The sequence below is a fragment of the Streptomyces sp. S4.7 genome, assembly GCF_010384365.1.
Classification (GTDB): Bacteria; Actinomycetota; Actinomycetes; order Streptomycetales; family Streptomycetaceae; genus Streptomyces.
Genome location: NZ_CP048397.1, coordinates 6,126,616 through 6,153,301 on the forward strand (window position 1 = coordinate 6,126,616; position 26,686 = coordinate 6,153,301).

At 70.7% G+C, this 26,686-nt stretch carries 31 protein-coding genes and 2 pseudogenes; 5 read left to right on the top strand and 28 right to left on the bottom strand.

Annotation, left to right across the window (positions count from 1 at the left end):
• The first annotated feature begins 93 nt into the window (after positions 1-93).
• The 4 genes from SSPS47_RS27355 to SSPS47_RS27370 all read left to right on the top strand — a co-directional run bounded on the left by SSPS47_RS27355 (position 94) and on the right by SSPS47_RS27370 (position 3,261).
• On the top strand, positions 94-318 hold the full coding sequence (locus SSPS47_RS27355; protein WP_164253276.1) for a hypothetical protein: 225 nt from the start codon (positions 94-96) through the stop codon (positions 316-318).
• Complete coding sequence (gene mobC / locus SSPS47_RS27360) at positions 315-980, top strand: plasmid mobilization relaxosome protein MobC (RefSeq protein WP_164253277.1); 666 nt, start codon at positions 315-317, stop codon at positions 978-980. The genes SSPS47_RS27355 and mobC overlap by 4 nt, the downstream gene beginning before the upstream one ends.
• Positions 980-2,752, top strand: coding sequence for a relaxase/mobilization nuclease domain-containing protein (locus SSPS47_RS27365; protein WP_164253278.1), 1,773 nt, complete (start codon positions 980-982; stop codon positions 2,750-2,752). Before mobC ends, SSPS47_RS27365 begins: the two co-directional genes overlap by 1 nt.
• A gap of 104 nt (positions 2,753-2,856) precedes the next feature.
• On the top strand, positions 2,857-3,261 hold the full coding sequence (locus tag SSPS47_RS27370; RefSeq protein WP_164253279.1) for a hypothetical protein: 405 nt from the start codon (positions 2,857-2,859) through the stop codon (positions 3,259-3,261).
• 128 nt (positions 3,262-3,389) lie between these two features.
• Here SSPS47_RS27370 and SSPS47_RS27375 read toward each other — a convergent pair whose 3' ends face one another.
• From SSPS47_RS27375 to SSPS47_RS27395, 5 genes are all read right to left on the bottom strand, one after another.
• Positions 3,390-4,571: a Shedu anti-phage system protein SduA domain-containing protein gene (locus SSPS47_RS27375; RefSeq protein ID WP_164253280.1), complete on the bottom strand. Its 1,182-nt coding sequence runs from the start codon at positions 4,569-4,571 to the stop codon at positions 3,390-3,392.
• Positions 4,572-4,880: 309 nt separating this feature from the next.
• Positions 4,881-5,117 carry a MarR family transcriptional regulator gene (locus SSPS47_RS27380; protein ID WP_164253281.1) on the bottom strand — a complete coding sequence of 79 codons (237 nt, stop codon included), beginning with the start codon at positions 5,115-5,117 and terminating at the stop codon, positions 4,881-4,883.
• 102 nt (positions 5,118-5,219) lie between these two features.
• Positions 5,220-5,537 carry an esterase gene (locus SSPS47_RS27385; RefSeq protein ID WP_239065072.1) on the bottom strand — a complete coding sequence of 106 codons (318 nt, stop codon included), beginning with the start codon at positions 5,535-5,537 and terminating at the stop codon, positions 5,220-5,222.
• Between the two features lie 100 nt (positions 5,538-5,637).
• Positions 5,638-5,850, bottom strand: coding sequence for a hypothetical protein (locus SSPS47_RS27390; RefSeq protein ID WP_164253283.1), 213 nt, complete (start codon positions 5,848-5,850; stop codon positions 5,638-5,640).
• A gap of 90 nt (positions 5,851-5,940) precedes the next feature.
• A complete protein-coding gene (locus tag SSPS47_RS27395; protein ID WP_164253284.1) occupies positions 5,941-6,288 on the bottom strand; it encodes a DUF317 domain-containing protein in 348 nt (115 codons plus the stop codon).
• 218 nt (positions 6,289-6,506) lie between these two features.
• On the opposite strand from SSPS47_RS27395, the gene SSPS47_RS27400 reads away from it, so the two are divergent.
• Positions 6,507-6,770 carry a hypothetical protein gene (locus SSPS47_RS27400; protein ID WP_164253285.1) on the top strand — a complete coding sequence of 88 codons (264 nt, stop codon included), beginning with the start codon at positions 6,507-6,509 and terminating at the stop codon, positions 6,768-6,770.
• A gap of 4 nt (positions 6,771-6,774) precedes the next feature.
• On the opposite strand, the gene SSPS47_RS27405 is transcribed toward SSPS47_RS27400, so the two are convergent.
• The 23 genes and pseudogenes from SSPS47_RS27405 to SSPS47_RS27515 form a co-directional block, all read right to left on the bottom strand.
• Positions 6,775-7,263, bottom strand: coding sequence for a hypothetical protein (locus tag SSPS47_RS27405; protein WP_164253286.1), 489 nt, complete (start codon positions 7,261-7,263; stop codon positions 6,775-6,777).
• A gap of 56 nt (positions 7,264-7,319) precedes the next feature.
• Positions 7,320-8,270, bottom strand: a complete 951-nt coding sequence (locus SSPS47_RS27410) for a DUF317 domain-containing protein (protein WP_164253287.1) — start codon at positions 8,268-8,270, stop codon at positions 7,320-7,322.
• Positions 8,271-8,385: 115 nt separating this feature from the next.
• The gene (locus tag SSPS47_RS35655; RefSeq protein ID WP_239065073.1) at positions 8,386-10,089 is read right to left on the bottom strand and encodes a winged helix-turn-helix transcriptional regulator; all 1,704 of its coding nucleotides are present in this window, start codon (positions 10,087-10,089) and stop codon (positions 8,386-8,388) included.
• Complete coding sequence (locus SSPS47_RS27425) at positions 10,086-10,751, bottom strand: hypothetical protein (RefSeq protein ID WP_164253288.1); 666 nt, start codon at positions 10,749-10,751, stop codon at positions 10,086-10,088. Before SSPS47_RS27425 ends, SSPS47_RS35655 begins: the two co-directional genes overlap by 4 nt.
• Positions 10,748-11,224, bottom strand: a complete 477-nt coding sequence (locus SSPS47_RS27430) for a hypothetical protein (protein ID WP_164253289.1) — start codon at positions 11,222-11,224, stop codon at positions 10,748-10,750. Before SSPS47_RS27430 ends, SSPS47_RS27425 begins: the two co-directional genes overlap by 4 nt.
• Entirely contained in the window at positions 11,221-12,000 is a 780-nt protein-coding gene (locus SSPS47_RS27435) for a glycosyl hydrolase (RefSeq protein WP_164253290.1), read from the bottom strand. The genes SSPS47_RS27430 and SSPS47_RS27435 overlap by 4 nt, the downstream gene beginning before the upstream one ends.
• On the bottom strand, positions 11,997-12,596 hold the full coding sequence (locus SSPS47_RS27440; protein WP_164253291.1) for a DUF4913 domain-containing protein: 600 nt from the start codon (positions 12,594-12,596) through the stop codon (positions 11,997-11,999). The genes SSPS47_RS27435 and SSPS47_RS27440 overlap by 4 nt, the downstream gene beginning before the upstream one ends.
• 93 nt (positions 12,597-12,689) lie before the next feature.
• Positions 12,690-12,860: a hypothetical protein gene (locus SSPS47_RS35660; RefSeq protein ID WP_239065376.1), complete on the bottom strand. Its 171-nt coding sequence runs from the start codon at positions 12,858-12,860 to the stop codon at positions 12,690-12,692.
• 282 nt (positions 12,861-13,142) lie between these two features.
• A pseudogene (locus SSPS47_RS35665) lies at positions 13,143-13,595 on the bottom strand (DNA cytosine methyltransferase); the annotation flags it as partial.
• A 100-nt stretch (positions 13,596-13,695) separates the two neighbouring features.
• Positions 13,696-13,863 carry a DNA cytosine methyltransferase gene (locus tag SSPS47_RS36055; protein ID WP_275405174.1) on the bottom strand — a complete coding sequence of 56 codons (168 nt, stop codon included), beginning with the start codon at positions 13,861-13,863 and terminating at the stop codon, positions 13,696-13,698.
• 120 nt (positions 13,864-13,983) lie between these two features.
• Positions 13,984-15,156, bottom strand: coding sequence for a DnaB-like helicase N-terminal domain-containing protein (locus SSPS47_RS27450; protein ID WP_164253292.1), 1,173 nt, complete (start codon positions 15,154-15,156; stop codon positions 13,984-13,986).
• Entirely contained in the window at positions 15,153-15,383 is a 231-nt protein-coding gene (locus tag SSPS47_RS27455; RefSeq protein WP_164253293.1) for a hypothetical protein, read from the bottom strand. Before SSPS47_RS27455 ends, SSPS47_RS27450 begins: the two co-directional genes overlap by 4 nt.
• Positions 15,380-17,168, bottom strand: a pseudogene (locus SSPS47_RS27460) (TraM recognition domain-containing protein). The gene SSPS47_RS27455 and the pseudogene SSPS47_RS27460 overlap by 4 nt, the downstream one beginning before the upstream one ends.
• A 95-nt stretch (positions 17,169-17,263) precedes the next feature.
• Positions 17,264-17,929 carry a hypothetical protein gene (locus SSPS47_RS27470; protein WP_164253296.1) on the bottom strand — a complete coding sequence of 222 codons (666 nt, stop codon included), beginning with the start codon at positions 17,927-17,929 and terminating at the stop codon, positions 17,264-17,266.
• Positions 17,930-18,019: 90 nt separating this feature from the next.
• A complete protein-coding gene (locus SSPS47_RS27475; RefSeq protein WP_164253297.1) occupies positions 18,020-18,730 on the bottom strand; it encodes a hypothetical protein in 711 nt (236 codons plus the stop codon).
• A 141-nt stretch (positions 18,731-18,871) separates the two neighbouring features.
• Complete coding sequence (locus tag SSPS47_RS27480; RefSeq protein ID WP_164253298.1) at positions 18,872-19,369, bottom strand: hypothetical protein; 498 nt, start codon at positions 19,367-19,369, stop codon at positions 18,872-18,874.
• 19 nt (positions 19,370-19,388) lie between these two features.
• The gene (locus SSPS47_RS27485; RefSeq protein ID WP_164253299.1) at positions 19,389-20,150 is read right to left on the bottom strand and encodes a hypothetical protein; all 762 of its coding nucleotides are present in this window, start codon (positions 20,148-20,150) and stop codon (positions 19,389-19,391) included.
• A 97-nt stretch (positions 20,151-20,247) separates the two neighbouring features.
• Positions 20,248-20,811 carry a hypothetical protein gene (locus tag SSPS47_RS27490; RefSeq protein WP_164253300.1) on the bottom strand — a complete coding sequence of 188 codons (564 nt, stop codon included), beginning with the start codon at positions 20,809-20,811 and terminating at the stop codon, positions 20,248-20,250.
• Between the two features lie 129 nt (positions 20,812-20,940).
• Positions 20,941-21,636, bottom strand: a complete 696-nt coding sequence (locus tag SSPS47_RS27495) for a hypothetical protein (protein WP_239065074.1) — start codon at positions 21,634-21,636, stop codon at positions 20,941-20,943.
• A gap of 32 nt (positions 21,637-21,668) precedes the next feature.
• Positions 21,669-23,174, bottom strand: coding sequence for an ATP-binding protein (locus SSPS47_RS27500; RefSeq protein ID WP_164253301.1), 1,506 nt, complete (start codon positions 23,172-23,174; stop codon positions 21,669-21,671).
• 25 nt (positions 23,175-23,199) lie between these two features.
• Positions 23,200-23,652 carry a DUF6238 family protein gene (locus tag SSPS47_RS27505; protein ID WP_164253302.1) on the bottom strand — a complete coding sequence of 151 codons (453 nt, stop codon included), beginning with the start codon at positions 23,650-23,652 and terminating at the stop codon, positions 23,200-23,202.
• Positions 23,653-23,677: 25 nt separating this feature from the next.
• Positions 23,678-25,144 carry an SCO6880 family protein gene (locus SSPS47_RS27510; protein WP_164253303.1) on the bottom strand — a complete coding sequence of 489 codons (1,467 nt, stop codon included), beginning with the start codon at positions 25,142-25,144 and terminating at the stop codon, positions 23,678-23,680.
• Between the two features lie 132 nt (positions 25,145-25,276).
• Entirely contained in the window at positions 25,277-26,680 is a 1,404-nt protein-coding gene (locus SSPS47_RS27515) for an ATP-binding protein (RefSeq protein ID WP_164253304.1), read from the bottom strand.
• Positions 26,681-26,686 lie beyond the last annotated feature (6 nt).

The window sequence follows — 26,686 nt, forward strand, 5'->3', positions numbered from 1 at the left end:
CACGGAGTGGGTGACCGAGTCGGTCACCCCGGCCGGTCACCCACTCCGCATGTCTCCGAGACATCCCGCCACAGCAGAAGCGGAGAGCATCCGATGCGCGCTCACCCGGCCACGCCCGCCGAAGTCGACTCCTGGCTGACCGTCCTGCACCAGCACGGACACCTCCACCGCGCCCAGTCCGGCCCCGACACCACCTGGATCGTGCAACGCGAGCAGCACGACCGGCCCTGGACCCTGCACCACCCCGTCCTGGCCATGGACTGGATCGAGGAACTCGTCCGCGAAATCCAGCAGCAGGACCCGGAGACGAGCCGGTGAACACCAACGACCCGGTGGCCACCTCCGCTGGACAGCAGCGTGCCCCCACCACGGCTCCTGGCGGAGCAAGCTATCGCGTACGACGGTCCTACGGCCCGACGTACGCACTTGCCCCCGCCCAGGAGGGCGGGGGAAGCCCGGCGGGTCCCCGCGCGAGGGCGCGCGGGGACCAGCCAGGCAACCGGCACCAGGGGGCGCCGGTCACCGGGGGAGAAGCAGACGACCCTGCCGACCCCGAGCAGACGAGCCCGAGCACGCCCGCCTTCCCCGACCGCACCCCGCGCCGCCGCAGCCGCAACCCGAGCGAGCGCGCCCGCAAGACGACCACCCGCCTCTCCGACACCGAGAAATCCGAGATCACCGACGCCGCCACCCAGCGCGGCGTCACCGTCGCCCGCTTCCTCGCCACCGCCGGCCTGAGCGCCGCCCGCGGACACGCCGCCGTGCACAGCAACGACCAGCTCGACGCCGCCATCGACGAACTCGCCGCACTGCGCACCGCGCTGGCCCGGATCGGCAACAACATCAACCAGATCGCCTTCGTCCTCAACAGCGGTGGCCATCCGCGCGCCGGTGAACTCGAACACGCGCTGGGCACGCTGACCGGACTTCTCGCCCGAGTCGATGACGCAGCGAACGACCTGGTGACCAGGCGGCTGTGATGGTTCCCGACATCGGACGCGGCTCCCGCACCCACGGCCTCCTCGTCTACCTGTACGGCCCCGGACGGCGCGAGGAGCACACCGACGCACACCTCGTCGGCTCCTGGGACGGCTTCGCCCCCGACCCCGGCCGCGACACCGGCCTCGACCCCGACCCGAAGGTCACCCTCGCCCGGCTCACCGCCGCCCTGGACCTGCGAGTCAAGCAGGCCGGCGACCGCGCGCCCGCCAAGCACGTCTGGCACTGCTCGGTCCGCACCGCCCCCGGGGACCGGCGGCTGGACGACGAGGAGTGGAACGCCGTCGCCCAGCGCATCGTCCACGCCACCGGCATCGCCCCGGACGGTGATCCCGACGGCTGCCGGTGGATCGCCGTCCGCCACGCGGAGGACCACATCCACATCGTCGCCACCCTCGTACGCGGCGACCTGCGCAACCCACGCCTGAACTACGACTTCAACAAGGCCCAGGCCGAATGCCGCCGCATCGAGAAGGAGATGGGCCTGCGGCGCCTGAACGCCGGCGACGGCACCGCAGCGAAGAACCCCAGCAGCGCCGAGAAGTTCAAGGCCGAGCGCACCGGCCGCCCGGAGACCTCGCGCGAGACGCTCCGGGAGGCCGTCCGTCGAGCCGTGGCGGGAGCGGATTCGGAGGAGGAGTTCCTCACGCGGCTCCGCGCGGCGGGGGTGCGCGTGAAGCTGCGGCACGCTCCGTCCGGTGACGCGCTCGGCTACAACGTGGCCCTGCCCGGCGACCGCAACCGCGACGGAGACCCGGTCTGGTACCCCGGCTCCAAACTGGCCCCCGACCTCTCCCTTCCGAAGATCCGCCTACGCCTCACCGACGGGGCCGCCGAGCCGAGCGCGCCCGCGGTCGCCGCTGACCGGACGAACTGGTCACCGCCCGCCCGTCAACGACGCAACGCAGTCGTCATCGCCGAGCACTCGGCCACGCTCCTGGAACGCGATGAGGACGACGAGGTCGCCGCCCAGCTCGTCGGCGTTGGAGAACTCCTCGACGCGGTGGCCCAGACCTCACCAGCCACCACCCGCGCCGAGCTGGCCGCCGCAGCTCGCGCCTTCGAGCGGGCGACCCGCAGTCATGTCCGCCCCGAACGCGCCGACACCCGGGCGCTCCGCTCAGCCGCCCGGGGCATTGTCCAGGCCGGCGGGGCGCTCGGCCGAGGCGAGGACGGCGGCACCACCGCCATGCTCGTATCCACCCTCGTCCTGGTCACCCTCGCCGCCGCCCGCTGGCACTCCGCGCGCGGACACGCCCAGCAGGCCCACGCCTCCCGCCAAGCCGCCACGCACCTGCGCACCGCCTACCGACAGGCCGCCGCCACGCCGATGCGAGTGCTGCACGACCAAGGTCGGGCCCTTCCAGAAGCTCAGCGCCGCACGCACGAAGCCACCCTTCGCGCCGTCCTGCCAGAGAAGGTCGTACGGGCGGGGGGCATGGAAGCGAGGACCGACGCCTTGGTCGCCACCCTCGCCCAGACCGAGCGAGCGGGCCACGACTCCGAAGCCCTCCTGCGCCAGGCCATCGACATGCGCGAACTCGAAAGCGCCGATGACGTGAGCGACGTCCTGGTCTGGCGCCTGCGGCGCATCGCCCAGCTCCCGGCACACCCGGGCGAAGGCGCCCGTCGTCCGCAGGTCGCCACTCGCCAGGCCACCACGCCGAGCAGCCGCACGAGCGAAGGGAACGCGACGGCAGCCGTACCGCTCGGGACTGTTCAAGACCCCAACCGCCGCTCGCCGGGTCGCTGACCAGGTCGAACCGGTAGCCGATCACCGACCGAGCGGACGCCGCGAATGTATGGACAGCCGGTCTACCGGCTGTTACGGATGAAGACAGGACCGAAAACCGGGAGATGACGCTCGTGCTCAGAACCACCACCCGCACCACGGAGTCGGCACCCGCGCTGCCCGTCCTCCCCACTGGTACCGACCCCCTGCTGCAGCTCCAGGCCGAGACCCGGCCCGCCGACGGACCCGGGGCGATTCGCTGCGTCGGCCACTCACGCGAACTCGCTCTCAGGGGAATCCCCGTGATGTGCTCCGCCTGCCGTGCCCGACGCGACTGGCTGCTCATCAACCACGGGCGCTACGTCTGGGTCCACTGCCGGTGCGGCAACCAGCGGCTCGAGCCCGAGATCAGCCGCGCCGACTTCGACACCCTGGTCGGCGGCCCGCACGGGACGACCTACCCAAGTGTCGAGGCGGGCTTGGCCGCGCTTGGGTTCGACGGCGTATTCGCCGGCATCTACCTGGAGTAGCGAGCGCTGCTGCAGCGCACACAGCGGCAGGATCTGCTTGCCGCCCGCGCTGTTGAGGCGAGGTACGGCTCCACCTTTCGGGGGCGCCCCCGCATCCACGAAGCCTAAAGAGAGTGTGGCGGCTGGTGTCACGCGAGACGGAGGCGCTGGTCGGGGGCGTCTCGACGCAGAGGGTCGGGGGATTCGTTGATGCGCATCAGCCAGTCATAGGTGCGTACCTGGATGTGGGAGCGTCGGGCCTGCAACTCCCGGATCTCGGAGGCTGCGTCGTCAGCGGTCTCGCGAGCCATGATGATCAAACCTGGGACTTCGGCCGTGATGCCTGGCAGGCCCAGTCCGTCGGCGTCGCGTGCGGAGCGAGCGTAGTGCAGATTGGTGGACAGCCACCTGCGCCAGTCCTCGATCTGGTCGACCGCGTGCCGCAGGGTGGCTGTCGCCCGCTTGTTGCCGGGGTTAGTCAGGCGACTGACTGGGCTCTCAAGTTCGACCAGCGTCCACCGAACTCCGAGCGAGGTCTGCCCGGCGATCATAAAGTCGGCCATGTAGTGGTTCCCGAGCTGGACCTGTGGCCGGATCCAGGTGTCGTGGGTGCCTACCACGGTACCGGCCAGCAGTGCTGGGTGCTTCTCCAAGAGCCGTTGCATCGCGGCTTCGTCGTCAGCTGTCTCCAGTGCGTCGCGCAGCGCCTCGATCGCCGCTGGGGTCGCCGGAAAGTTGATCCGCCAGCGTTCCAGCTGCGCTTCCTGGGCTCGGGTGATCCGAGCCGGGTTGCTCTGAATAGCAGCGGCGTATTCGCGGGCCAGACGGAGCTGATCGAGATAGTCATCCTCACCGGGGCGGGTGAGGCGGGTGACCCTGTGCGGGGCAGTGCCGAGCCCGTGGCCGCCCCGGAAGTACAGTCGGCCATTGGAGCCGACTGATGAAATCTCGCCGTGTACATCCGGCCCCTTGCGCCGGTCGCGAGCGGTGACAACGTCATCGACCGCAGGCTCCAGCCGACGTAGGGCGGCGGCGGACTCGCGGTCACGCGCGACGCGCAACCAGGCGTTGAGCACCTCTCGGCTCCCGAGTTTGTCCATGTCGGGAACTGCCAGATCGGTGCGGCGCGCGAGATCGACGAGGACGTCGTACTCGTCGTCGCCGAAGTCCCCGGCGAGCGTCAGGTCCAGAGGCCCTCGAAGCAGGACTCGCAGCTCAGCGGCAGCGACCAGCGAGGGCGTGGCCTGACCTACGGGTAGGGCCAAGGCGCGGGCGATGTCTATTTGTTCGGCCGTTGGCGCCTTGCACTTGCGTTCGAGACTCTCGGCCACGACACGCCACCGTAGCTCTGGCACTGACCCTCCTTTGGAACGACCAGCTCACCGTAGCCGCAAGCAGTGACGTGGTGTGGCGGTTTCTTCCGGCTGTGGTAGTGGACTGCCAGAGAGGTCAAATGTCGGATCCGTCCGCTGCATAGGCTTGAGACCGTGCTGGATGCCCTCCTCTGCGATGGCTTCACCGCTTCGGACCGACTCGTGGCGTTGCTGGCCGAGCGTCGCGGTGTCGGTCGAACGGAACGGTAGGGAGAGGATCTGCCAATCGGGCGTCGTACGCGCACCCCACGGCGACTAGGGAACCGGTCAGATGGCGGGTGTGTCCTCCGGTCGGGCGGCGCGGTGCAGGTCGCTGCGAAACCCCCGGCCGACCGGACTCCAGTTATGGAATGTGGACGGCTTCCAGCGGGGACGGTCCGGCACGCTGTCGTCGTCGGGCGAGGGCAGGCTTACCCGGCTCTTGCGGCTGCGGGTCGCGCCGACGCTGATACCCAGGTGGGCGGCGACCTCCGGGTATCCCCAGAGCCTCTGGTCGTCGGCCATGGTGTCCTCCTTCGTCGGGCCGAGCGTACGGAACGAACGGGTACACGCACGACGAGGCCGCCCCTGCCTGAGCGGCGTGGGGCGGCCTTCGGCGGTCCTCGGTCAGACTCCGGAGAGCCGGTTGGAGATGTCGAGGGCGTCGGTCGCGACAGAGAGGGCGGCGCACAGGCCGGTCACCTCGTACAGGGTCGGCCGGACTAGGCGCGGCCAGTCGTCCGGGGCGGCGGGCCATGAGCCGAGGAGCACCTCGGCCGTGGTCAGCCCCAGGTATGTCGTGACGTCCCAGCCGCTGCACGAGGCAGGCTCCCAGCGCAGTCGGATGCGCCCGAGGGGAAGTTGAGGGGTCTCGGCAGCGAGCCAGGTGATGTCGAGGGGGCCGTCGGGGCGGGCGGAGATGCGCTGGAGAAGCGCGCTGTGCACGCCGTCCGGCATGGGGCGCGCGGCGACATCGTGCAGCGCGAGACGAGGCGCGGGGCGCGATAGGGACGAGATGGAAGCCTCCGTGGTGGTAGGGAAGCGATCAAGCCCAGGTGAGGGCGTCGCGCGCCCCCACCGGGAGGTAGTCCTCCTGGCCGTCGTCCGCGATGTACGCCTTGCCGTCGCGGACGACGACTTCGGCTCCGACGAAGTGGGCGAAGGAGAAGTCGGGGTTGATGGCGAGACGGACCGGCAGGTTGGGGTCGAGTTCCTGGAGCTGGCGGAGCAGGTGGCCGACGGTCAGATACTGAGGCAAGGGAAACTCCGAGAGCAGTGTGGGGGACGGGGCCGGAACGAGCGCGGTGCACGGGGCGGGCCGTCGTCGGCCCGCCCCGTGCACCGGTGGTCAGCGCGAGGAGTGGGTGACGAGGGCGGCGAGGAATCCGGCGACGGCCTCGGAAGGGGTATGGACACCGAACTCCTGGACCCACACCTCGCCGTCGGCGGGCAGCACCTGGACGCGCCAGACGATCTCGCGCGCCCAGGCGGAGGGGTCTTCGGGAAGCCAGCCGACGTAGACGCCGCCTTCCGGGCTGGTCATGTGGATGTTGGCCTCCGGGGTCTCGGTGATCGCCCAGCCCAGACCGTCCAGGAGGTCGAGCACTGGAGCGGCGCAGTGGTCGGAGGAGAGCCAGTGGAGGTCTTCCACGGCGGGGCGGACGACGGCGGGCAGGAGGGTGGCAGAGGCGTTCAAGGTTGGACGATCCCTTCGTTGACCTGCGGTTTTCCCGGCACCCGTACGTTGGCATGCGGCATGCCGAAGTGCGTAGTCGTTTCTCCGAGGACGCCGTCTGCCGTGGGCGAACTGGAGGCCACCAGCAACCGTCGGCGGGACGGGAATGGATCGGCGTCCGCAGTTGTCGTACGTGGGTTGCGGCGACGGACCGCACGACGGCGAAGGGGGAGCAGGGGATGGCCGAGGCGAGCAGACACTGGGACGGCGCCGGACTGGAACGCAAGATCCGCGCCGCCGGACGGCCCTGGACCGTGGGCGACATCGCGATGGTCGCGGACGGCCAGTGGGAAGTCGGCGCACAGCGCGACCCCTGGCCGGACGAGGAGACGGTGGAGCACTGGGTCGCCGAAGGCCGGCGAGTGGAGCTGACGATGGAGGAGCTGGCCCGCGCGGTGGGCCCCCGGGCCGAAGGGGACCACCGCGACGAGAATCGGAGCTAAGCGTTCAACGTCGGGGCCCCGCTGTGGGGGCCGACGGCCCGACGACGGCCGTCGGAGAGGACGGATCGGGCGTGGCCCCCGGGTCATGCGGAGTCTGCCCGGAGCGGGCGACAGCGGCCTGTGCCAGCCGAACCGCCGGTGCCTCAACCTCGGGTGCGGCGGCCTCCCGAGCCTCCACCACGCGTCGGATCGCCTGGAGGTACGCACGGCTCTCCGCGTCGGCGACGCGGAGGCTGACCGCCGTTTCGGTGATCCGGTCGAGTTCGTAGAAGTCAGGCACGTACCCATGCCGGGACAGGGCGTGAAGACGGTCCTGGTGAACGGTTACCGCGTTGTCCGTAATGGCCAATGCCGTTCGGGTGTGCATGGCGCAGCGCAGGAGCGGGTCGTCGCTGGGGCGGCGGACCCCAAGAACCTCAAGAGCTTCGATGGGCTGGCCCCAGGCGTTCTCGATCATGGCCGTGGCCTGGTCGAGCATGGTCGTGGTGAGCACGGTGAACTCCTGTTGTGCAGGGACGGTCGAGGGTGGAGGGCGGCTTGGGATGGGCGTCAGCGCCCGCGCCGTGGCACCGGCGAGCTGGCCGGCAGCCGGGCAGAGGTCGCGGGGGCGGGGTGACCCGTCCGTTTCTGCGCCGCACCCGTGGAGCGGCTCTGGGCGGCCATCACCCGTAGGTCGGCTGCTGTGCGTGGTGCCCGCGCGGCACGGTGTACGGCCTGGGTGACCGCGGTGCGGCGTACGTCCAGCGGAGTCGGAGCGCGCGAGACCTGAGCCTCGGGGATCGGCGTGACCGAAGCGACAGGGGTCATCGTGACCAGGTGCTGCATACGCCGGTCGATTTGGTGGCGTTCGCGGACCACCGGGGTCGACTTCGCCATCACAGCGGCGGTCGCGGCGATCAAATGGGACGGGGTGCGGGCCGTGAAGGTCGCTTCGGCACGAGTGCCCCAGCCCGGTGGGCCCGCCCACAGCTCGACGGTCGTGCGGTCGGAGCCGTAGCCCCGCCGATCGATAAGGATGCCCGCTTGGTCGTCAGGAGCGATGATCTCGACGGTGCCGAGTTCAGCACCTCCGTCAAGGGCCCAGCCGGCATCGGTCAGCGGCCGGACGGTGTCCCTCCAGGGGACGGTGGGCCCCGTCAAGAAGCGGCCGAGGGTGTCGGAAGCGATGGCTTCGTCGTAGTCCTGGACCAGTGCGGTGGTGAGGCCGGCGACCATCTCGGCCGGGGTGACGTGGTTGAACGTTGCCGTCCAGCGAGGCGCGGAAAAGGCGTCCTCGGCTGCGCTGATCTTCCACAGCTCGAAGTCGTCGCCGAACCAGCCGATCCGAATCCGTTGGTCGGGAGAGGTTACGAGGAGCTGGCAGGGGCCCTCATCGAGGTACTGGTGAGGCCACTGGGCGACGGGTGCGAAGCCAGCTTCGCCGGTCCCGTTGGAACCAGCCAGATACATGGGGCTGACCAGCACCTCTTGGTACTGGTATGAGTCATCAGGGGCGTGCATGGTCGAGTCTCCGGAAGCGAAGGAGGGGAGCGGATCCGCGTGTGCAGCGGCGGGAGTCGCTGGAGTGAACGCGTATGCCGTGGCGGCGCCGAGTGGCCTCTGGTTCTCACGCCCGTCACTGGCCCCGGCCCGGTGCCGACTGAGCGGTCACGGCCGCCGGCACCCGCGGTTGCGGCTGAGGCGCGTGGCTGAACATGACGTTGGACGCGGCGGCGCTCCGCCGCAGGGCAGCCGCGGTCCGGGCGCCGTCGGCCCCCGCCCCCAGCGGAATGCCGACGTGGGTGCGCGTAGCTGCCTCTATCGGACGCGACGCCGCTGCTTCACTTCGCAGCGCGAACGGCCGGCTCCAGTGCTCGACACTCGCGTAGACGGCCCCCAACGCCTGGCCGGCATCCGTGAGCGCATAGGGGTCTCCGTGCCGGGAGCCCGTCCGTGCGACCAGGCCGTCGGCCTGAAGCCGCAGAAGTCGCTGCCGCGCGGTGCCGTTGTCCAGTCCGGCCGCCTCGGCGATGTGAACGAACCGCATAAGGCCTTCAGCGGAGTCGAGTACCTGAATCACGCCGGTCGAGTGCCGAAGGTGCAGGCGGCGCAGCGCATCCTCGACCCGCTCGGCTTCGGCCATCGGCTCCTGTGTCACGTGGGTATGGGACCAGTCCGACACCGTGCGGAGCACGGGGGCCAAAGACGCGCCGAGTCCGCTGAGCCGGTACGGCGCCGCCCGTCGGTCGTAGCCACGGACCACCAGTCCGTCGGCGTGCATCGTGGCCAGCCGTTTGCCGATGAACTGCTCGCTGACGAAGGGGAGCTGGGCAGCAACATCGCGGACGCGCATAGGCCCGTTCACCTGGGCCAGGGTCATCGCGGTCCAAGCGGTCCACTTGGGTCCGATCCGGGCGAGAGCCTCCTCGACGCGCTGGGCGTCGATGGAAGCGATGGAGAAGGTGGGAGGCAGGCCGGCGGTAGGCATGGTGGGGTCCTTTTCGGGATGAGGCCAGCGTGAGCGGGGGGCCGCGAGGGAGGTCCTGGCGGCGGGCGCGGCGACCGAGTCGGCGAGCGTGCCTGACGTGGCCTGCGCGGTGGTGCGGCCGAGGGCGGCGGACACCCGTGAGGTCGTCGCGCGACCATCACGCAAGGCGGCTTCACCCTGCGAAGTGAGCAAGAGGAGCTGGCCGGGCCGGTACACGCTCTCGGTGGTGTCCTGATGCAGTAGCCCGTCGGCGACCAGCCGCTGCACGGTCTGCGGGAAGCCCGCTGGGTCCTGCCGCTGGGCCTTCTTGCGTGAGACGTACGGGTCCTCGCCGATCGCGTTGCGACGAAAGCGAACGCCTCCGGCCGCAACGGCTTCGAGGGCCACCAGCCCGCGCTGCCCGGCGACGGCCCAGTCGTCGTCCCGGTCGGGCCTCGTCTTCTGGCCCTGCCAGTGGCCCCTGTTGGTCGCGCGTTGTGCAGGCTCGGACGAGGAAGGCAGCCGACGGTAGGCGGACAGGGACTCGACGAGCTGGCTGTACGCCCGGTCTTGCCGCGCCAGAACGTCTCCGAGTTCGGGGAGTGCGGTCCGCAGCAGCGCGTACGAGACCTGGGCGCGGCCGACTTCACCGCGACCAGCACCTTCGAGCAGCCGCTGCGACCGCCGGACCGCGTCGAGCACGCTCTCGTGTCGCTCGTCCAACGCCGCCGCGGCTTCGATGACGCGCGTAGCGGCCTGGTGCAGCGGCTCCCCCGGACCAGGCGCGAGGGCGGGCACGCTGACGTCCCCGACACCGAGCACTTCGACGACGAGATAGGGACCAGGGTGTGTGTCTGCGTCGTACGGGTTCACTCCGTCGCCTCCATCCGGGCGAGCAGGGAGCGGACCAGAGCGGGCAGGCTCCCGGGATCGTCACCGAGCCGAGGGCGGTCGCTCGATTCGCGGAGCAGATCGGCGTCATCGAGCAGGCCGCTGGAGATCTCCATGCAGGCGTCGGTGATCCGGGCGGCGGCGAGCAGCGACTGGGAGAGAACTTCGACGTAGTCGTCCGGCGCGAGGCCGGCGGCCTCGGCTGCGTTGCGGACCGCCTCCAACTCAAGCGCGCTGAAGGCGAAGTCCAACTCGTCGTCCTGATCGGTTCGGCCAGTCGGGGCGCCGATCGTTGCGCAGGGCTCCGCAGGGATGCCCACGCGGGTGCAGATCTCGTCGACCGAGGAGGTCAGCTCGGCGAACGACTCGGTGAGCCACCCCAGCGCGGAGGCGTATGAGGCCAGAGCGAACAGGCCCGCCGAACCAGCGGGGCGTGGCTCGGCGGCCAGGAAGCCCTCGAACCGGTCGTTCAGCCCGGTGATCACACGGGGCCCAGCGGCCAGCGGCCCCAAGACGGGATGCAGGTAGGAGCGGGCGGCGGCCGTCGGGTACTCGGCGGCAGGGATGCCGCTGACGTTCTGTGCGGCCTCGGTGAGGAGATTCGCCAGCTCTGAACGGGTCAGCGCAGTACGGTCGTTGGTCATCGCTGGGCGGCCTTTCGAGGGGCAGTGGCCGAGGGCGGTGCTGTTGACGGGGTAGTCGCGCGGCCTGCTGTCGGCCGTTCGGCGGTGAGCGTGGAGTGGGACCGGGCGGCCTGCACGCGGGCCTCCGTGGCGGAGTCCGGGCCGACCTCTTGCTGGGGGCCGGTCCGCAGGTGGGCCGTGCGGTAGACCGCGTAGTCCTTCCGGCTGCCAGCGGCTACGAGGTAGATCTCGCGCTTGTGAGTCGAGGTCGGTGGGGCCTGACGGAACTGGATGACCAGCCGGTAGGCGACCTCCGGGTCGACGTACACCTTGTGGAAGCCGGCGAGTCGACCCTTCAAGGGCAAGCAGTCGTCGCTTCCGTAGACCAGGTTCTGTAGCTCCAGCAAGGCCAAATCGCGTATCCCAGCAGGGAGTTCGCGCAGGTCGGTGATGGCGTCAGGGTGCGCGGCGAAGGCGAAGCGGGCGCGGCTCACAGCAGCCTCCCCTGGACCGCGCGCTGAACCGGCACCGCCGCGGTCGCGCGGGGCGCGTCGAGACCGGTCTGCGGTGTCGGAGAGGTACCGGCGGACCGGGAGAGGGCGATGCGGGCGATGCGGGCCCGGACGACAGCACCGTTGTGGTCGCTGTACTCAGGAGGCTCGGGCAGCGGTTCGCTGCGCTCGTCCAGCCAGGACTGGGCGACGCCGACGTCGGGGAATGCGCCCTCGCGCATCGTGTACGTGCCGGCACCGTGGTTCCACTCCTCGAAGAAGAGGCGAACCGGTGCCTGGGTGGCCTGGGAGTCGTTGACGAGTGTCCACGCCTCGCTGGGACGGTCGTCGGAGGTGTAGGTGTCGAGGACCTCGTAACGGGTGCCCGACTTCTGGATCTGCTGTTCCACCTGGACGGTGAGGTCGTCGGCGGGCTCGATGTAGTCGCCACCGCGCAGGGCGATCCGGTCGAGAGGGCAGCCGCGTTCTGCCAGCCAGTTCTGGGCGAAGGACGCCGTGGCGTGGTGACTCGTCTCGAAGGTGAACGTGGACTGCCGCAGATCCCGAGCGACAGCGATCGCAACGAGCTGTGGCTCGCCGGGTATCCCCCAGGTGACCGATCGGTCGTGGGCGAGGACGAAGCTGTGTGAACCGTTGGGCTTGGTGTGGTGCTGGGACAGCACCGTCAAGTCGCCAGACCAGAGGGCCTCCATCGCCTCTTCGGAGTCGTCGTCGACCGGCGCGAGATCGTCGAGGTCGAAGTCGAGGACGCTGTTCACGCCGCCACCCCCGACTGCTCGGGCGCCGGGGTGGCCAGCACCCGGTGGTTGGGGCGAGTTGCGCTGGTCGTACAGGCCGCGAAGGGTCCGTCGGGTGCACGCAGGTGCGCCAGGGTCTGGTCCAGGTGGTCGCGGTGCCAGGTCGACGGGCCGGACAGGCCGGCCTCCGTGTCGGTGAACTGCTGCCAGGCGAGCCAAAGCGCGTGCAGCCGAGCGACGGCTTCGGGATGGTCATGCCAGTGCGCGCACCAGGGTCGGCTCGTGCTGATCTCCCGGCCGTACACCGGCAGGAAGAGGTAGTTCACCCAGTCGCTGAGGGCGGCGAGTTCGACGGCGTACGCCTCGCCGCCCAGAGCGAGGATGAACACCGAGGCGGGGCCGTCGGCTTTCTTGCTGTTGGCCGCCTCGGTTTCCGGAACGCCGTCCATCGGCTGGCTGCCGGTGAATTCGGGTTCGGAGCCGAGGCGGTCGAGGATGACGCCGTGCTGCCTGACCTCGGCCATGGTCTTGGCGAGGGTGCTGGCGAGGTCGTCGAGGTCTGCGTCCGGGACGCGGTACGGCTCGGGGCCGGGGGCGGTCGGGCTGGTGTCGGCCATGAGGGTGTGCTCCATCTGTGAGACGGCGACATGCCCGAGAGGATCCGGAGAATCAGCGGTTTGGTCCGGCCGGAAGAACGCGGTAGTAGAGCGCTATCGGCTGGCGCAGCGGTGACAGCGAGGGAAGGGCGGTGCCAGCAACTGCAAGGCACGCGCCGCCTGTTGCGGGACGACGCCGTTGCCGAGTGCGGTGAGCTGCGCGGGGCGGCCGAGCCCCGGAGTCGCGGTGACCCAGCCGGCGTCGAGGCCCTGCATCCACTCCACGAAGTCCGAGCGGAGCCGACCGGCCGCGTCCGTGGGAGCCGGAGCAAGACGGGTGAGCCTCTCCCATCGGGTGATGGCGGATCCGTACGCTCCCCATCGCCGGTCCGCGCCCCTGCCTCCGGCGCCTCCTCAGCCCAGAGGGGCAGGACCACCGCTGACAAGGGAGGTCGCCATCCCTTCCCGGGGCGGCGGCCCGGGGTGCCCGTGTCGCTGGCCCTCGGCGTGGGCAGCAGCGACGCCGCCGCGCTGGGCAGTGTCATGTCGCCGTTGCCGTGCCGCTGGTTAGGCGAGCCCTTGATTCCGTCCGACGCCTTCGGGGTCGGCAGCAGCAGCCACTCGACCTCGTCGGCCAGGTTCGGACCGTGCCCCCCGCTCTTCCTCTTCGACGGATGCTGCGAGCCGCCGTTCTTCCCGATGTTGCTGGTCGGCGTCTTCAGCAGGGTGCCCGGCGGGCCAGGCGGCGAGGAAGGTCCGCTCGCGGCGGTGCGGGGCCCCGACGTCGGAGGCGCGAAGCACGAGCCACTTCGCGTCGTACCCGATGTCGGCCAGGGATCCGAGTACGGCACCGAGTGCCCGCAGAGCAGGCTGACCTGCGGTGTCTCCCAGACACCACGGGCAGAATTCCACGTCGCCAGGGGAACCGGCGGGGGAGGTGAGGAGGCCGCGCACATTCTCGATCACAACCAGGCAGGGCCGGAGGGCCTCGACCGCACGGGCGACGTGCAGCCAGAGCCCGGAGCGGGTCTGGGCGTTGAGTCCGGCCCGGCGGCCGGCAACGGAGACGTCTTTGACAGGGGAAGCCGGCCGTCAGGACGCACACCCGACAGGCGGTGGACTAGTCGACGGCGGTGATATCGCCCAGGTTGGGGACGCCGGGCCAGTGGCGGGCCAGGATGCGTGAGGCGTTCGGGTCCACCTCGGCGTGCCAGGCCAGGGTGCCGCCGAGAGCGGCCTGCACGCCCAGGTCGAGGCCGCCGTACCCCGAGCAGAGAGACCCGATCAACGGAGAGCGCAACGGGGCGGCGAGGCTCGGGTCCAAGGCGCGTAGGTACGGCGCGGCTGTGGAGACGGGGTAGATCAAGGCGAGTTCCAGGGGCAGAAGTGGGCTGGTGGGGAGGGCGTCTCAGGGGTGGCCGCGCGAGGGTGGTCGGCCTGCTGACAGCGTGGGGAGACGGCTGGCCGGGGCTGAGGGTGACGCGGCTGGGCGGGGTGTGCTGCGGGCGCGGGCGGCCTTGACTCGGTCGGGCGGCGGATCGCCCGCCGACGCAGCGGGTGCCGTGGCCTTCGGAGCCGGACCGCCGTTCGCGGTAGCCCAGCGGGTGCGGACCTCGTCGAGAGGACCGAGCGCATGCAGGGCGTGGTTGATCAGCCGGCCGGGCCCCAGAACCTCGTCCTGAGCCAGGGTCCGGATGGCTCGCGCGGAGGCGGCGGCGGTGCGGGTGACGGAGGAGCGCATTACCCGCTGCCCGAACCAGTCAGCGCTGCCGGGGACCATGCCTTCGCACACGGAGGCCAACTGCTCGCTCGACACAGTGCCGTCGGCCAGCAGACCGCGTCGCTGGGCCTCCCAGAGCAGGGTGATCCGGTCGATGGATTCACCCCGGTGGTGCAGCGCGCCCAGGCACCGGTAGAGCTGCCCGTGGGCCGGGTCGGCGAAGTCTCCCGGACGCAGCCAGGCCACCACCTCGCCCATGGCCCCCGGCTGTTCGGCGAGTACGGCCAGGAGGAACCGCTCGTCCTCGGCGACCTGGCCGCTCCGTGCTGGAGGCAGGGTGTCCGAAGCGGCGGAGGGCTCAGCGGTGGGTGGGACCGGTCGAGGATCGGTTCCCCAGCGACGCGCAAGATCGGTGAGTACGCCGGCCAGGGCGTCCGCCGTACGCAACGCTCCCTCGACCTCACCCTGGACGGCGTCGGCCCGAGCCGCCTGGTGGAGACGGATCGCATGCTGGGCGACGGTCCGGTGAATCGCCCCCTCCAGCACCATGCGGCCGTACACCGGGGCGTGCTCGGTTCGGGGACACGCCTGGATCAGGGTGTGGGCGTACGCCGCGGTCAGCCCGCGCACGTGCTGTCCGGCCTCCCCGACCGCGTCGGTCACCCACGACAGCGGCAACGGACCGTCGGCCGAGAGCGCGGGGTGCCCCTCGTCGCGCAGCTTGCGGAGAGCGTCGAACAGCGCTTGATGGACGGGCCGGTAGAAATGGCCCGCAGCGAGCCACTCCAGGTGCGTGAGCTGCTCGGGGTCGAGGAGCACGGCTCCGAGGACCGCCTGCTCGGCACTCATCAGCGGGTTCACCGCATGCCGCCGGGATCAACGGAGGGCGTCACGTCCTGCCGGATATGGAGGTTGGCGACTGCCCGGTCGGCAGCGGCCATCGACAGGGCGAAGTCGTCCAAGGCGGCGGTGAAGGCAGGGTCGGAGGCGGGGATCGAGCCGGCACCGCCGTCAAACCACCACCGGCCACCGCGCAGAACGACGGGAGCGTGGGCCAACCGCCCCTGCTGTGGTGTGGGCGCGCTCATGCCGACAGTCCAAGATCGTCCTGGCCGATGCTCTTCGCGAGGGCACGCTCGGTGATCGCCTTCGTGGCACGTGCGGAGGCAGGCCCGACGACCTTGGCGAAAGGCTCCTTGTACCAGGGCTTGAGGTTGAGCATGGCGACCCGGATACCGGTGGCCAGCAGCAGCACCTTGCCCTTGGGCAGGGCGCGGATGGCGTCCGGCGGCAGGATCCGCTCGGTGCGCATGCTCACCGAAATGGACTTGCCGCCCTCGCTCGTCGACACCGAGGTGGTCTGGACGTCGTGGTCGCCCACCTGACGGCTGAGCCGGTCGGCGAAGTCCGCATCATCGATGCCCGATCCGATGATCTTGATGGTGGCGGCGGAGTACAGGGCGTCCATACCGGCCTCGCCCCAGCACCGCTGGCCCTGACGGTAGGACTGCAGGATCGTCATCGGGATGACGCCTCGGCTGCCCAGGTGCGAGTACAGGTCGGGGAGGTCGCTGATGCGGCAGACGTTCGCGGCCTCGTCGAGGACGCACAGGGCGGGCGGGTCGAGCCGTCCGCCGGAGCGCTCGGCGACGATCACGGCCGCGCGCATCACGGCGTCGGCCGCCGCCGCGATGATCGCGGACGCACTGCCGCCGCCGTCCTTGCTCAGCAGGTACAGGGTGTCGCGGGACGTGGCGAAGGTGAACGGCTGGAACTCGGGGAGGTCATCGTTCGGGGTGACCCAGGCGGCGACGTCCGGGTCGAGCAGGCAGCTCGCGTACTGCCTCGCGGTCTCATAGATTCCGTCGCGGGTTTCGGTCGCGCCGGAGACGGTGCCCTGGAGCTGGGCGGCGACGGCATGGTGGCCGGCGTCGGTGAGCAGGTCCACCGGGGTGCGGTCGGCCGGCATCGCGAGCCAGGCCAGGACATCGGTGATCGGCCGTCGGTGGGAAGCGGCGGCGAGGAAGAGGGCGCCGAGGGTGTTGCTCGCGGCGGTCGACCAGAAGTCGGAGCCGCTGGACTCGTCCACGCTCGCTGTCACGAAGTGCCCCGCCAGCCTCTTCGCCCCGGTGAGATCACGGGCGTCAGCGAGGATGTCCCACCACATCTCGCGCGGGTGGTGGGCGATCTGTTGCGGATCGAGGGTCCAGACCGTGCCGACCTTGGCGCGGGCGTCCACCGTCGCGGTGAAGGCGTCGTTCGCGGCCTTGTTACTGGTGAGCAGGACTGGACCCGGTGCCGAGAGGATCGCGGGGATCGCCAGCCCGGACGTCTTGCCGGAACGCGGGGCCATGATCGCGACGATCACGTCCTCCCAGGACGCGCGGACCTCCGCCCGACCGGGATCGAGGGTGCCGAGCAGGATGCCGCGGTCAGCGGGCGGGACCTCTTTTACTCTCCCGGCCGCCCAGGCTCGGGCGCAGGCTCTTCGCCTTGGCGACGATCTCCTTGTCCAGCAGCGGCGCCAGGTCCGCCTTGCGGGCGAGGCCGGACTTGGATCCGGCACGCCAGCGCATCCACAGCACCGCAGTGGTGACGACCAGGGCCACGGTGAACAGGCCGGGGACGACGCGGGCACCGACCATCAGCATGCTGGTGCTCAAGGCCGGCCACAGCACCTCCGGGTGCAGCAGTGCGTCCGTGACGCGGAAGGGGGCCCATGTCCCGCTCCCGACAAAGGTATTGGTGAGATTTCCGGTCAGCCAGGCGACAGAGCCGAAAGCCATGACGGCGCCGAGGACGCCGAACAGCAGGTAGAGGAGCGCGTCCGACCCGGTGGTGGTCGAGGGCGCGCTGGTGCGCGGAGAAGGCACGGCGGTTCCTTGGGTGTGCGAGCGGGCGGGGGCGGGGCGCGCTCGGCTCTCGTGCAGCTCATGGGGGTACTCCTGGAGGTCTGAAGCGGAACGTTTCAGCGGGGTCGGCCGGCAGAACGAGGCGTGGGTGGAGGTGCTGCGGTAGCTGGTGGACTGCCGGCCGACGCCGATGTTCCGGCGTGCGGCGAGGAGGCGCGGGCAGCCCGCTGCCGGTCTGAATCAGCGTTTCGGGCAGCGGACGGCGCCGGGGCAGCCTCGGCACCGAGGACGTCGTCGAGCAACTCCCGGCTGCGCAGGACGTTGACCATCTGGTGGTGCCGGGGGTCCGTGCGCTCTGCGGGACAGGCGGCCAGACCGTCCTCGGCGACTTCCAACTGCTCACGGACGTCCTGAAGCATCCCGTACGCGGCTGCCAGTCGGGTCCACGTCTCGAACGTCGGATTGTGCTGCGGGTCGTCGAAGTCGAGACGGGCGCGAGTCCAGTCGGCGGCAGAGGCGACGAGTTCGGTCAGCTCGGGCAGAGCCCCGACCAGTGCGCCGTTGACCTCCTCGATGATGCCCGCCACCTCATCGGGCGAGGCATCCTCGTGGAGGCGGGAAATCATCCCGCGGACCGAGTACGGGTCGGCGGAAGCGCTGGGCAGGTGCCTGACCTGCAGCGGCTTGTCAGAGCCCGGTGCCGCGCTGCGGTGGGCGAGCCGGACGTTGTGCTGCATGGCCGCACCGACGGCCTCGCCGATGCTGGAGTAATACTCGGGCACGTTTGCCTCTTCGGGTGAGCGGTCTTTGACGGGTGAGTCGAGCGGGGGTGCGCGACGTACTGGTGGCCGACGGCGAAGAGAGCGGCCGGGTCACCGTCGGGGGGCTGAGGCGCGCGGCGGGTGACCCGACGTAGTGAGCGGCACCGTCGGAGATGTGGACGCCGAGGAGACCTTGGCCTGGTCCGCCGCAGGAGAAGTGGCCAGAGCGGCACCACGGTGATCACGCACGGTCCGTGCTGCGGAGTAACTCGTCGAAGCGGTGCCGACGCGGCGTAGTTCGGCCTCGGAATCGACAAGTTCAGACTGGGCCGAGCTGACGAACTCCGCGGCGAAGCCGAACCGGTCAGCGAGCGCATACGCGTCGTCGTCCAGGTCGTTGACCTGTTCTCCCGCCGCTTCCAGAGCCTCCCGGACACGCTCCAGGGCACCGTGCTCGGGGTGAAGGAGGTGGTCGACTGCGCGCTGAAGGCTGGCCCCGTCCTCGGCCGCACGAATCTGGTCCGTGATGCTGAGAAGTTCGGCTCCGGCGGTGTAGGGCCCGAGCGTCTTCCGTGGCGTTTCGAGACTGGGCGGAAGGGTGACGTCATAGCGAGCGGCTCGGAGCATCTCGGCCGCATGGGTGGAGATGGCGATCCGGTCGGCGAGCGGTGCGGTGGTGGGAAGACGATGGCGTCGGCCGTGCCAGTCGTCGATCTGCTTGAAACCGGCGTGGCGGAGGAGCTGCGCGGAGAGGTCATCGGAAGCGCCCTTGGCGACGACGCTGCCGCTGAACTCAAACGAGATGGTGATCGAGGTGGGCACGAAACTCTCCGGTGTAGAGGGGGGCGAAGGACCCGTTGGAGGTGGGCCGGTGGGCAGAGCGTCCGGTAAATCCGGGGTTTGGTCCGGCCGGGAATCGCTGGTAGAGGCCGCACGGTGGCGGTCAGCCGGGCGCCCGGTCGGTCAGAAGAAGGGATTCTCTGTCGGCCGGTCGGCCCCGGTGGCGGCTCGGAGCAGTTCGGCGAGGTCCTCCGGCTCGGACGACCTCTGGTCTATCCACCATCCGGCGCGGGTCACCGTACGAGCGCTCTCCTCGATCTCCGCCCACTCCGCTTCGCTGGTCGTGCCTTCGGTGACCAGTGCGGTGTAGGCGTCGGCAAGGATCTGGTGACGACAGCGCACGCCCCAGGGCACGGCCCGCTCGGTCCCCTCCAGGGGAGGCATGCGGTACTGCTCGGACCAGGCTTCGGATGCAGTCTGCTCCTCGGCGCGCTTCGCCTTGAGCCAGGCGGCCTTGTCCTGCTCGTCGCCCTCGTTCGAGGCGCGCCAGCAGTCGGTGCATTCCTGCCTGGAGAGCCATTCGGCGAAGCCGGCGCGGCGGTAGGCCGGCCGGTCGGACAAGTCGCGGTCGGCATGGTGACCGCAGGTGTGGTCGATAGGCCAGATCGTCTTCACGGCCATGGGGGGCCTCCTTGTTGGATCAGCGGTTGCGGGAGTACGCGATGCGGGGGTCAACCGGCCGGACCGCCGCTGTGGTGACGGCGGCGGGGACCGGCGCCCTGCCGGGGATACCGGCGCGGGCCGGGCTGGCGGCGAGCGCCGTGGCGCTCAACGGAGACGCGCGAGCCGGACCATGGCCTCGCGCCCGCGCGGCGGTCGGCGTCGCGGCAGGGCGGGGCCGGGCCGTCACCTCTTGAGCGCGGCGGGGCTGCACCGCGACTTGCAGCCCCGAACGGTGCAGGGCCACCGTGGCGTCGGCGACTTTCCCCAGCGCCTCGACGCGATCGGTGGTCGCGGGGAGCATGTAGATGTCCAGGCTCGAGTTGTGCTGCCAGCCGTCCTCCACCAGCGCGAGCCCGCTGAGGCCGGAGACACGGTCTTCGAGGGCTGCGACGATGCCGAGCTGCGGGTGATAGGCGAAGGCAACGTCTGGTTCGCCAAGCGGACCGCGGTCGCGTACCTGTGCCGTGTCGGGCACCAGTGCCGGGTCAAGTGCGGCGTCGACATCGACCTGGTAGCCGGCCTTGCGCAGCAGCTCGATGGCCCGGCTCGTACGGCCGTGTCCGTCACGGTTCTGGTCGGCCAGCGCGTACAACGTCGGCTGGTCGGGGACGGGATGGAAGTCGAATCCCTTGAGCATCCAGGTGCTGGCCGCGAGGTTCTTCGGGTTCGCGGCAACGATGCCGTGGACGGGGTGGTGGCCGAAGGCCAGGTCGGGCAGCACGTCGTAGTGGCTGGGCATGGCAGATCCATCCGAGGCGGGTGCGGGTACAGGTGCGGGCGGCGGGCGGATCGGTTCTGGGGGTGCGGTGCACGGAGGACTCCTGGGTCGCGGTCGGTCAGAGCCGGGAAGCGGATGAGGGACGAGCCGGTGACGGCGCGGCCCGCGCGGAGGACTCCGTCGGCGGACCAGTCGGGAGCACGCGTTGGCCGATCGACGGTGAAGGGGCGAGAGCGACACTCGCCCGGGACGGAGTGGAGCCGGGCGGGAGCACGGTGGCGGCGCGCTCCTTGCCAGATCGTTCCTGCTCCTGGCGTGGCGGTACGCCAAGCTGGTCCAGGCGGGCGTCGACGGCGGCGAGGAGATCCGGCACGCTGCCGCCGTGGCGCGCATGCGGGCCGTCCGGCTCGGAGTCGTAGACCACTTCGTAGACGGCAGGCTCGACGGACCGGTGGCGGGTGACCATCCAGCTTTCCGGGGACTCGGGGCGCTCGGAGGGCGGCTCCTGTGGGGGCGAGATGATCAGCGAACTGCCGCCAGGAAGCTCGGCGTGGACGATGTAGTCGCTGAGGCCGTACTCGACGGTGCACTCCAGGCCGCGCTGCCCGAGCGCGGAACAGAGGGCGGCCTGAAGGTGACGCGGATCGGACGCGGCGGTCGGGGGCGGGGTTTCGTGGTGCATGGAGTTCTCCGTTGCGAACGCCCCGTCGCACGGCGGGAGCCGCCGGGGCGTGGAGCTTGAAGGAGTGCGGTGGTCCACGAGGATCCGGTGATCGGGCAGTTTGGCGCTGCCGTGACTGCGTGCTAGGGATCACCGCGAGCGACCGGGAGCCGGCGGATGCGCTGCCGGTGGGGCCTGGGGCGAAGCAGGTGACACGGCAGGGGTGTTGTGCGTCGACCGGGTCAGGGCGACGCGAGCCCGCTCGGTCTGCGCCGGCCGTTCGGTATCCGCCCGGTGAGCGAGGTATTCACCGACGCGCACCAACGCCGGTCCCTTGGAACCCAGTTCGTGTGAGTAGTGCCAGCCTTCGGTGTTGCGGTGCTCCTCGGCACGCTCCTGGTAGAGGTGGAGCACGCTCGGCTGCGAACCATCCATAAGCGCCATGACACCGTCCCATTCGTGCCGCAGCTCCTGCGCCCGGAGCAGGATGGTGTCGATCCCGCGCAGCCGACGGAGGTCGTCACTGATCGGCCCCTCGACGTAATCGGGGCCGTCGGCGGCAGCGCGGACCCCGGTCAGCACCTCGGGTCCGTGGTCGAGGAACACCTCGGCGTGCTTCCACGCTTCGGCGTCCCGCTTGACCTTGCCGTCCCCGTAGACCTTGTCGTCCAGCGGCCAGCCGTCCGCGTCACAGAGCGAGTCCGAAACCGCGTCCCAGGCGTCGCCCGCCTCGTTGATCCCGGCGGCGGCCGAGGCCAGTGCCGGGAGGTGTCGTCGCCACGCCAAAGGGTCGGTGGCCTGCGACGGCTGGTTGTCACCGGAAGAAGGAGTGGAAGAAGCAGACATGATCGATTCCCGTTGCTGTGCTGGTCGTTGGGCTAGGCCGCCATGCGGGCGTCTGTGTCGAACAGCTCCCGCTCAGCCGGGTGGAGGATGTGCTGGGTGATGAACGAGCGGCCGGCGACCTTCCACAGGCCTCGGCCCTTGGTCAGGGCGGACACCGCCTGGGTCTCGACGCCGGTCAGGCCGAGCAGAGATGCAGCGGCGGCGAGCTGGTCGGGCTCCTGGCGGTAGATGATCCGGGTGGAGCAGTCGGCCAGCAGGCCCTCAGCCAGAACACGGCCGCGCGAGCCGGCATCGCCCGCCGAGAGCAGATCGCTCAGGCGGTGGATCACCATCAGATTCGCGATGCCCAGACCTCGGGAGAGCTTCCACTGGCTCTGCATCCGCTCCAACAGCCCGACGTGCCTCATGAGCCTCCAGGCTTCGTCGTAGATCACCCAGCGCCGACCGCCATCGGGAGCGCTGAGGGCGGACTCCATCCATGCACTCGCGCAGGTCATCGCGAGCACCAGTGCCGTGTCGTCACCGGATCCGCCGAGACGGGAGAGGTCGATGGACAGCATCGGCGTCGTTGGATCGAACGACACCGTCGACGGAGCATCGAACATGCCGCTCAAGTCGCCGTGCACGAGACGCCGCAAGGCGTGGGCGAGGTCCTGGGCGGCTGACCCGAGGTGCCCCGCCTGATGGCCGAGGGCCTGGTCGAGGCGTTCGGGGGAGCCGAGTACGTGTGCGATCTCGCCGAGCAGCGGCACGGTGTCTCGGGCGGCGGAGTCAGCGACGACCAGATCCAGGGCCAGGTCGAGGGCGGTGTGCTCCATCGGCAGCAGGTCGCGCTTCAACACGGTGCGGGCGAGGCTGGCCAGCAGCAGCAGACGGCGCTTGCGAACCTCCGTGAACCAGTCCTCTTCGCTCACGGAGGCGGGCCGGGCCGGGGCGTCCAGCGGGTTCAACCGGCCGGGGAGCCCCGGACCCAGGGCGATGCTGTAGCCGCCGAGGGCCTGCGAGACAGCGGTCCACTCCCCCTTGGGATCGCAGGGGATGTAGATCCGGTAGCCGTGGGCGATCGACCGGGTGGCGATCGACTTCGCCAACGCCGACTTCCCCATGCCGATGATCCCGGCCAGGACCGCGTTGGGGTTCGTGAAGCCCTCCACCCTGCCGCTGTTGTAGAGCGAGAACGGGTCGAAGCAGAAAGCCGCCTCCGCGTGCACATCGCGGCCGATGAACACCCCTTCGGCGCCCAAGCCGCCCTCGGCCACGAACGGGTACGCGCCGCTGGCTGTCGCGGTGGTCATCCGGTGGGCGGGCAGGTCGAGCTTGCCGCCGCGGGCGGAGGCCGGACCGGGGCGACCGGAGAGCGGGTAGGTGGGCCGCAGTTCCGGGTCGAGGGTCTGCTCGGCGCTGTGCTTGGGCGGGCTTCCGGCGAGGCGTGCCTGGCGGCGGGCCTCGGTCAAACCGGCTCGGGCGGCCCGCTGCTCGGCGCGTGTCGTCTTACGGGGCACGAACAGAGGGGAGGCACTGGCGCGAGTACGGGGCATGACGTTTCTCCAGGTGAGGGGTGGATCAGCGGCGGACGAGGCCGGTGAACGGGGCGTGCAGGTCGGCCGGGGTGGTGCGCCGCCGCACGAGATGCGCGGTGCGCTGGTGGCGCTGGCAGATGGTCAGTTCCGGTGCGCCCTCTGGAAGGCCGGCCTGGCACTCCTCCGGTTCGGGGACCTCGCCGGAATCCGGCCGGGGCGCCGCGTGGTAGGCGGCGTGGAGGTGCTCGGCGGCCTGCCAGATGCGAATGCGGGCGGTACGGAGCTGGTCGCCCTCGACCGCCACGAGCTGCCCGGTGCGACCGGCGTGGGCGTCGAGCAGCCCGTACAGCGAAACGAGGTGGGCGTGCAGGGCGTCCAGCTCGGCCCGGGTGGTGACCAGCGGGCCGCCCGGGATGTTGAGCGCCCGGTGGAAGTCGAGCGCGGCGGTGGCGAAGGGCACGAAGTCCTGCGCGGTCGTGCTGGCGGTGCGGGACATGAGGGTGCTCTTTCGAAAGGAAGGGTCAGGCAGCGAGCGCGAGCGGCAGGGCGGCGGCGGTGAATGCTTCGGCCTGCTGCCAGGTCAGGGGCCGGAGATCGAGCTGGGCGCCGACAGCGGCGGTCTCCACGACGGCGCAGGCGGTGCGCAGCTCGTCCACGGTGTCGGCCGAGACGGTCAGCAGACCGGTCAGGGCGACATCGGCGTGCCCGGCGATGAGCTGGCGTTCGCGGGACTTGATGTCCTGGTACTCGATCGAGTCCGCCTCGGAGTCGACCTGACCGCGCCGGGCCCGTTCGGCGGCATCCGCGATCACGCTGGACTTCTTGCGCTGCACGTCGCGCAGGGCGGCGTCGAGGTTCTTCGGCTCATAGGAGAGCGACAGCGTGCGCCGGACGCCACCGGTGAACAGGAGCTGGTGCAGGAACCCGGCCGACGTCTCGGTGCGCGGCCAGTTCTCCACCCAGTAGGTGGCGTGCACGGCGGAGTCGGTGGCGATGTGGTCCGCCTTTTCGACGACCACGACGGGGCCGGCGGCGGCGGGCTCGGCCTCGGGGCGACCGGCCGTGGACCAGCGGTCGAGTGTCGCCAGCGCCTTCGGGTCGTAGGAGGTACGCACCACGGCGGCGATCTCGCGGGCGGTGAGCCAGCCCGTCGGGGTGAGACCGGCGGTTCGCGCCGCCTGGTCGAACGTGGAGGTGAGCTGGGCGAGGACACTGAAGGCACCGGTCAGACCACCACCGGCCTGGTTGATCAGCCGACGGGCCGCCTTGGTGTCCAAGGACACCGCGACGTACGCCTCGTGCGGGGCGGCTGCGGGGCCGGCGCTCTGGATCAGCTCACTGTAGATCGCGCCGGCCATCGGGGTGTCGGGTCGGCCGTGCTCTTCCCAGTAGCGGCGCAGCGCGTCGCCGGAGTCGGGGATGGTGCGCTCGATCACCTGGATGCGGGCGATCTGTCCGGTACGGGCGAGGGCCGCCAGCGCGCGTCCCCAGCCGCCGACGTTGGCCTGCTGGGTGCCCGGGTCGAGCAGGGCATAGGCGCGGGAGGAGACCTTGACCACCGCGGTCAGCGTCCCGGTGTGCGGGTTGTGGACGGCGCCGTACTTGCCGTCGGGGGCGGTGGTCACGCGCAGGCTGGCAGCGGTGCCGGGAAGGTGGAGCAGTCCCTCGCGGGTCGGCCGGCGGGAGGGCCGGGTGAGCCAGACGAGCTGGCCTCGCATCCGGCGCAGCGCGTAGCGGACGACGATCGGGGCCCAGTCCGCCAGCGCGCGGCCTCGGTGGCGGACGAAGACGAGCAGGGCGATGACCGCCCACAGCGGTATGAGCTGGAGAGCGCCGACCACGCCTCGGGTGAGGATGACGGCGAGAAGGAGAAGGCCGGTGAGTCCGGCGACGGCCAACTGCGGGACGGTCAGGCCGAGCAGGACGCCGCGCCTGCTGCGGTGGGGAAACTTCACGGTGGGCGTGGAGGACTGGTGCTTGCCGGACATGGTGGTTCCAGACGGTGGGAGCGGGCGGAGGACGGGGCGCGCGGCGCTCTTCTGGACGTCATGGCGAAACCTTCCTGCTGGTGGGGAGGCGGGGGCGGGCCGTAGAGTGCGGCCCGCCCCCTGGGGTGTGGGTCAGGAACCCGACGGCGGCTGGGTGGGATACACCCAGTTCGGCGGCGTCGCGGAGCCGGTGGCCGATGGCCCGGACGCCGGAGTGCCCGAGGCCGAAGGTCCGGGGTCGGCGGGCGGCATGGAGGTCATGTCGGCGCCCGGAGCCGATGCGCCTGTGAGGTGACCGGAGCTGCCCGCGACGCCTTGGGCAGTCGAGTCGGACCCTTCCGGTTCGTCCTCGCCGGGCCGGGTGATCAGCGGCGGGATCCCGGGGCGCTGGATCAGGGCACGGCCCTTGTCGCCGGAGGCGTTGGGGTCCTCGCCGTACCGGAAGCGGGTCTGCTGCTTGGGCGGGCCGGCGTCGATGCCCTCCTTGCTGAGGTTGGTGCCCGAGGGGTTGATACCGGAGGCGACGCCATCGGTCCCTGCACCGGGGACCTGGTTCGGCCCCTGCGGAGCGGGGGTTCCGGTGCTGGCCCGCATCGCGAGACTGCCCGCGGTCTTCGCGGCTCCGGCAGCGACTGCCATGCCGGCGACGCCGGTACGGTGCATGTCGTCGTGTCCACCGCCGTCGCTGGCCCAGTGCACGAACTTGTACGTCGCGTAGGGGCAGAGCAGCACCAGGACCATCACGACGATGCCGGCCATCGCGTCGGACAGGGCCGCCATTCCGTCGCTGGCGTCGGTCTTGCCCATGGCGGAGACGCCGATCAGGAAGACAACGGTCATCAGGAGCTTGGAGACGATGAGGGTGCCGGTGGCCTCGATCCAGCCGCGCCGCCACCGCTTCGCGACCTCCCAGCCGCCGCCGGCACCCGCGAACACCGCGAGCGCGACCATGATCAGGACGCCGACCTTGCGGGCGACCATGACGCCCCAGTAGAGGAAGGCGCCGATCGCGCACCCGAAGGCGACCAGCGCGGGCACACCCCAGCCGAGGCCGTACATGGCCCCCATCTGATCGACCTTGATCACACGGCGGATCGCGTCGTCGATCGAGGTGTTGGCGGCTTTGAAGAGGCCGTCGGACAGCGCGTCGACCACAGTGATGGCGACGGTGGTGAAGGCGATGGCGGAGAAGCTGAACAGGACTCCGGTCATGGTGCCGAACGCCGCCTTGGCGAGTGCGCGTTCGTCTCGGCGCCAGGCTGCGGTCATGAGCTGGATGCAGAAGATGCCGACGGTCAGGGCGAGGCCGATGGGCAGCAGCAGCTCGTAGTTGTCGCGGAACCATCCGGCGTTGAGGTCGATGGCCGTCGTCTTGTTGACGGCCTTGGCGGCCAGGTCGGCCGCGCTGGACGCCAGCTCGCCCGCCGACTTCGCGATCCACGCGCCGAGGCCGTCGGTGACGGTGCCGGCGGGGTTGGTGGCGAAGTCGACAGCACCGCACACCTTGTCCATCAGCGGGAAGTCGCAGACTCCCATGGGTCG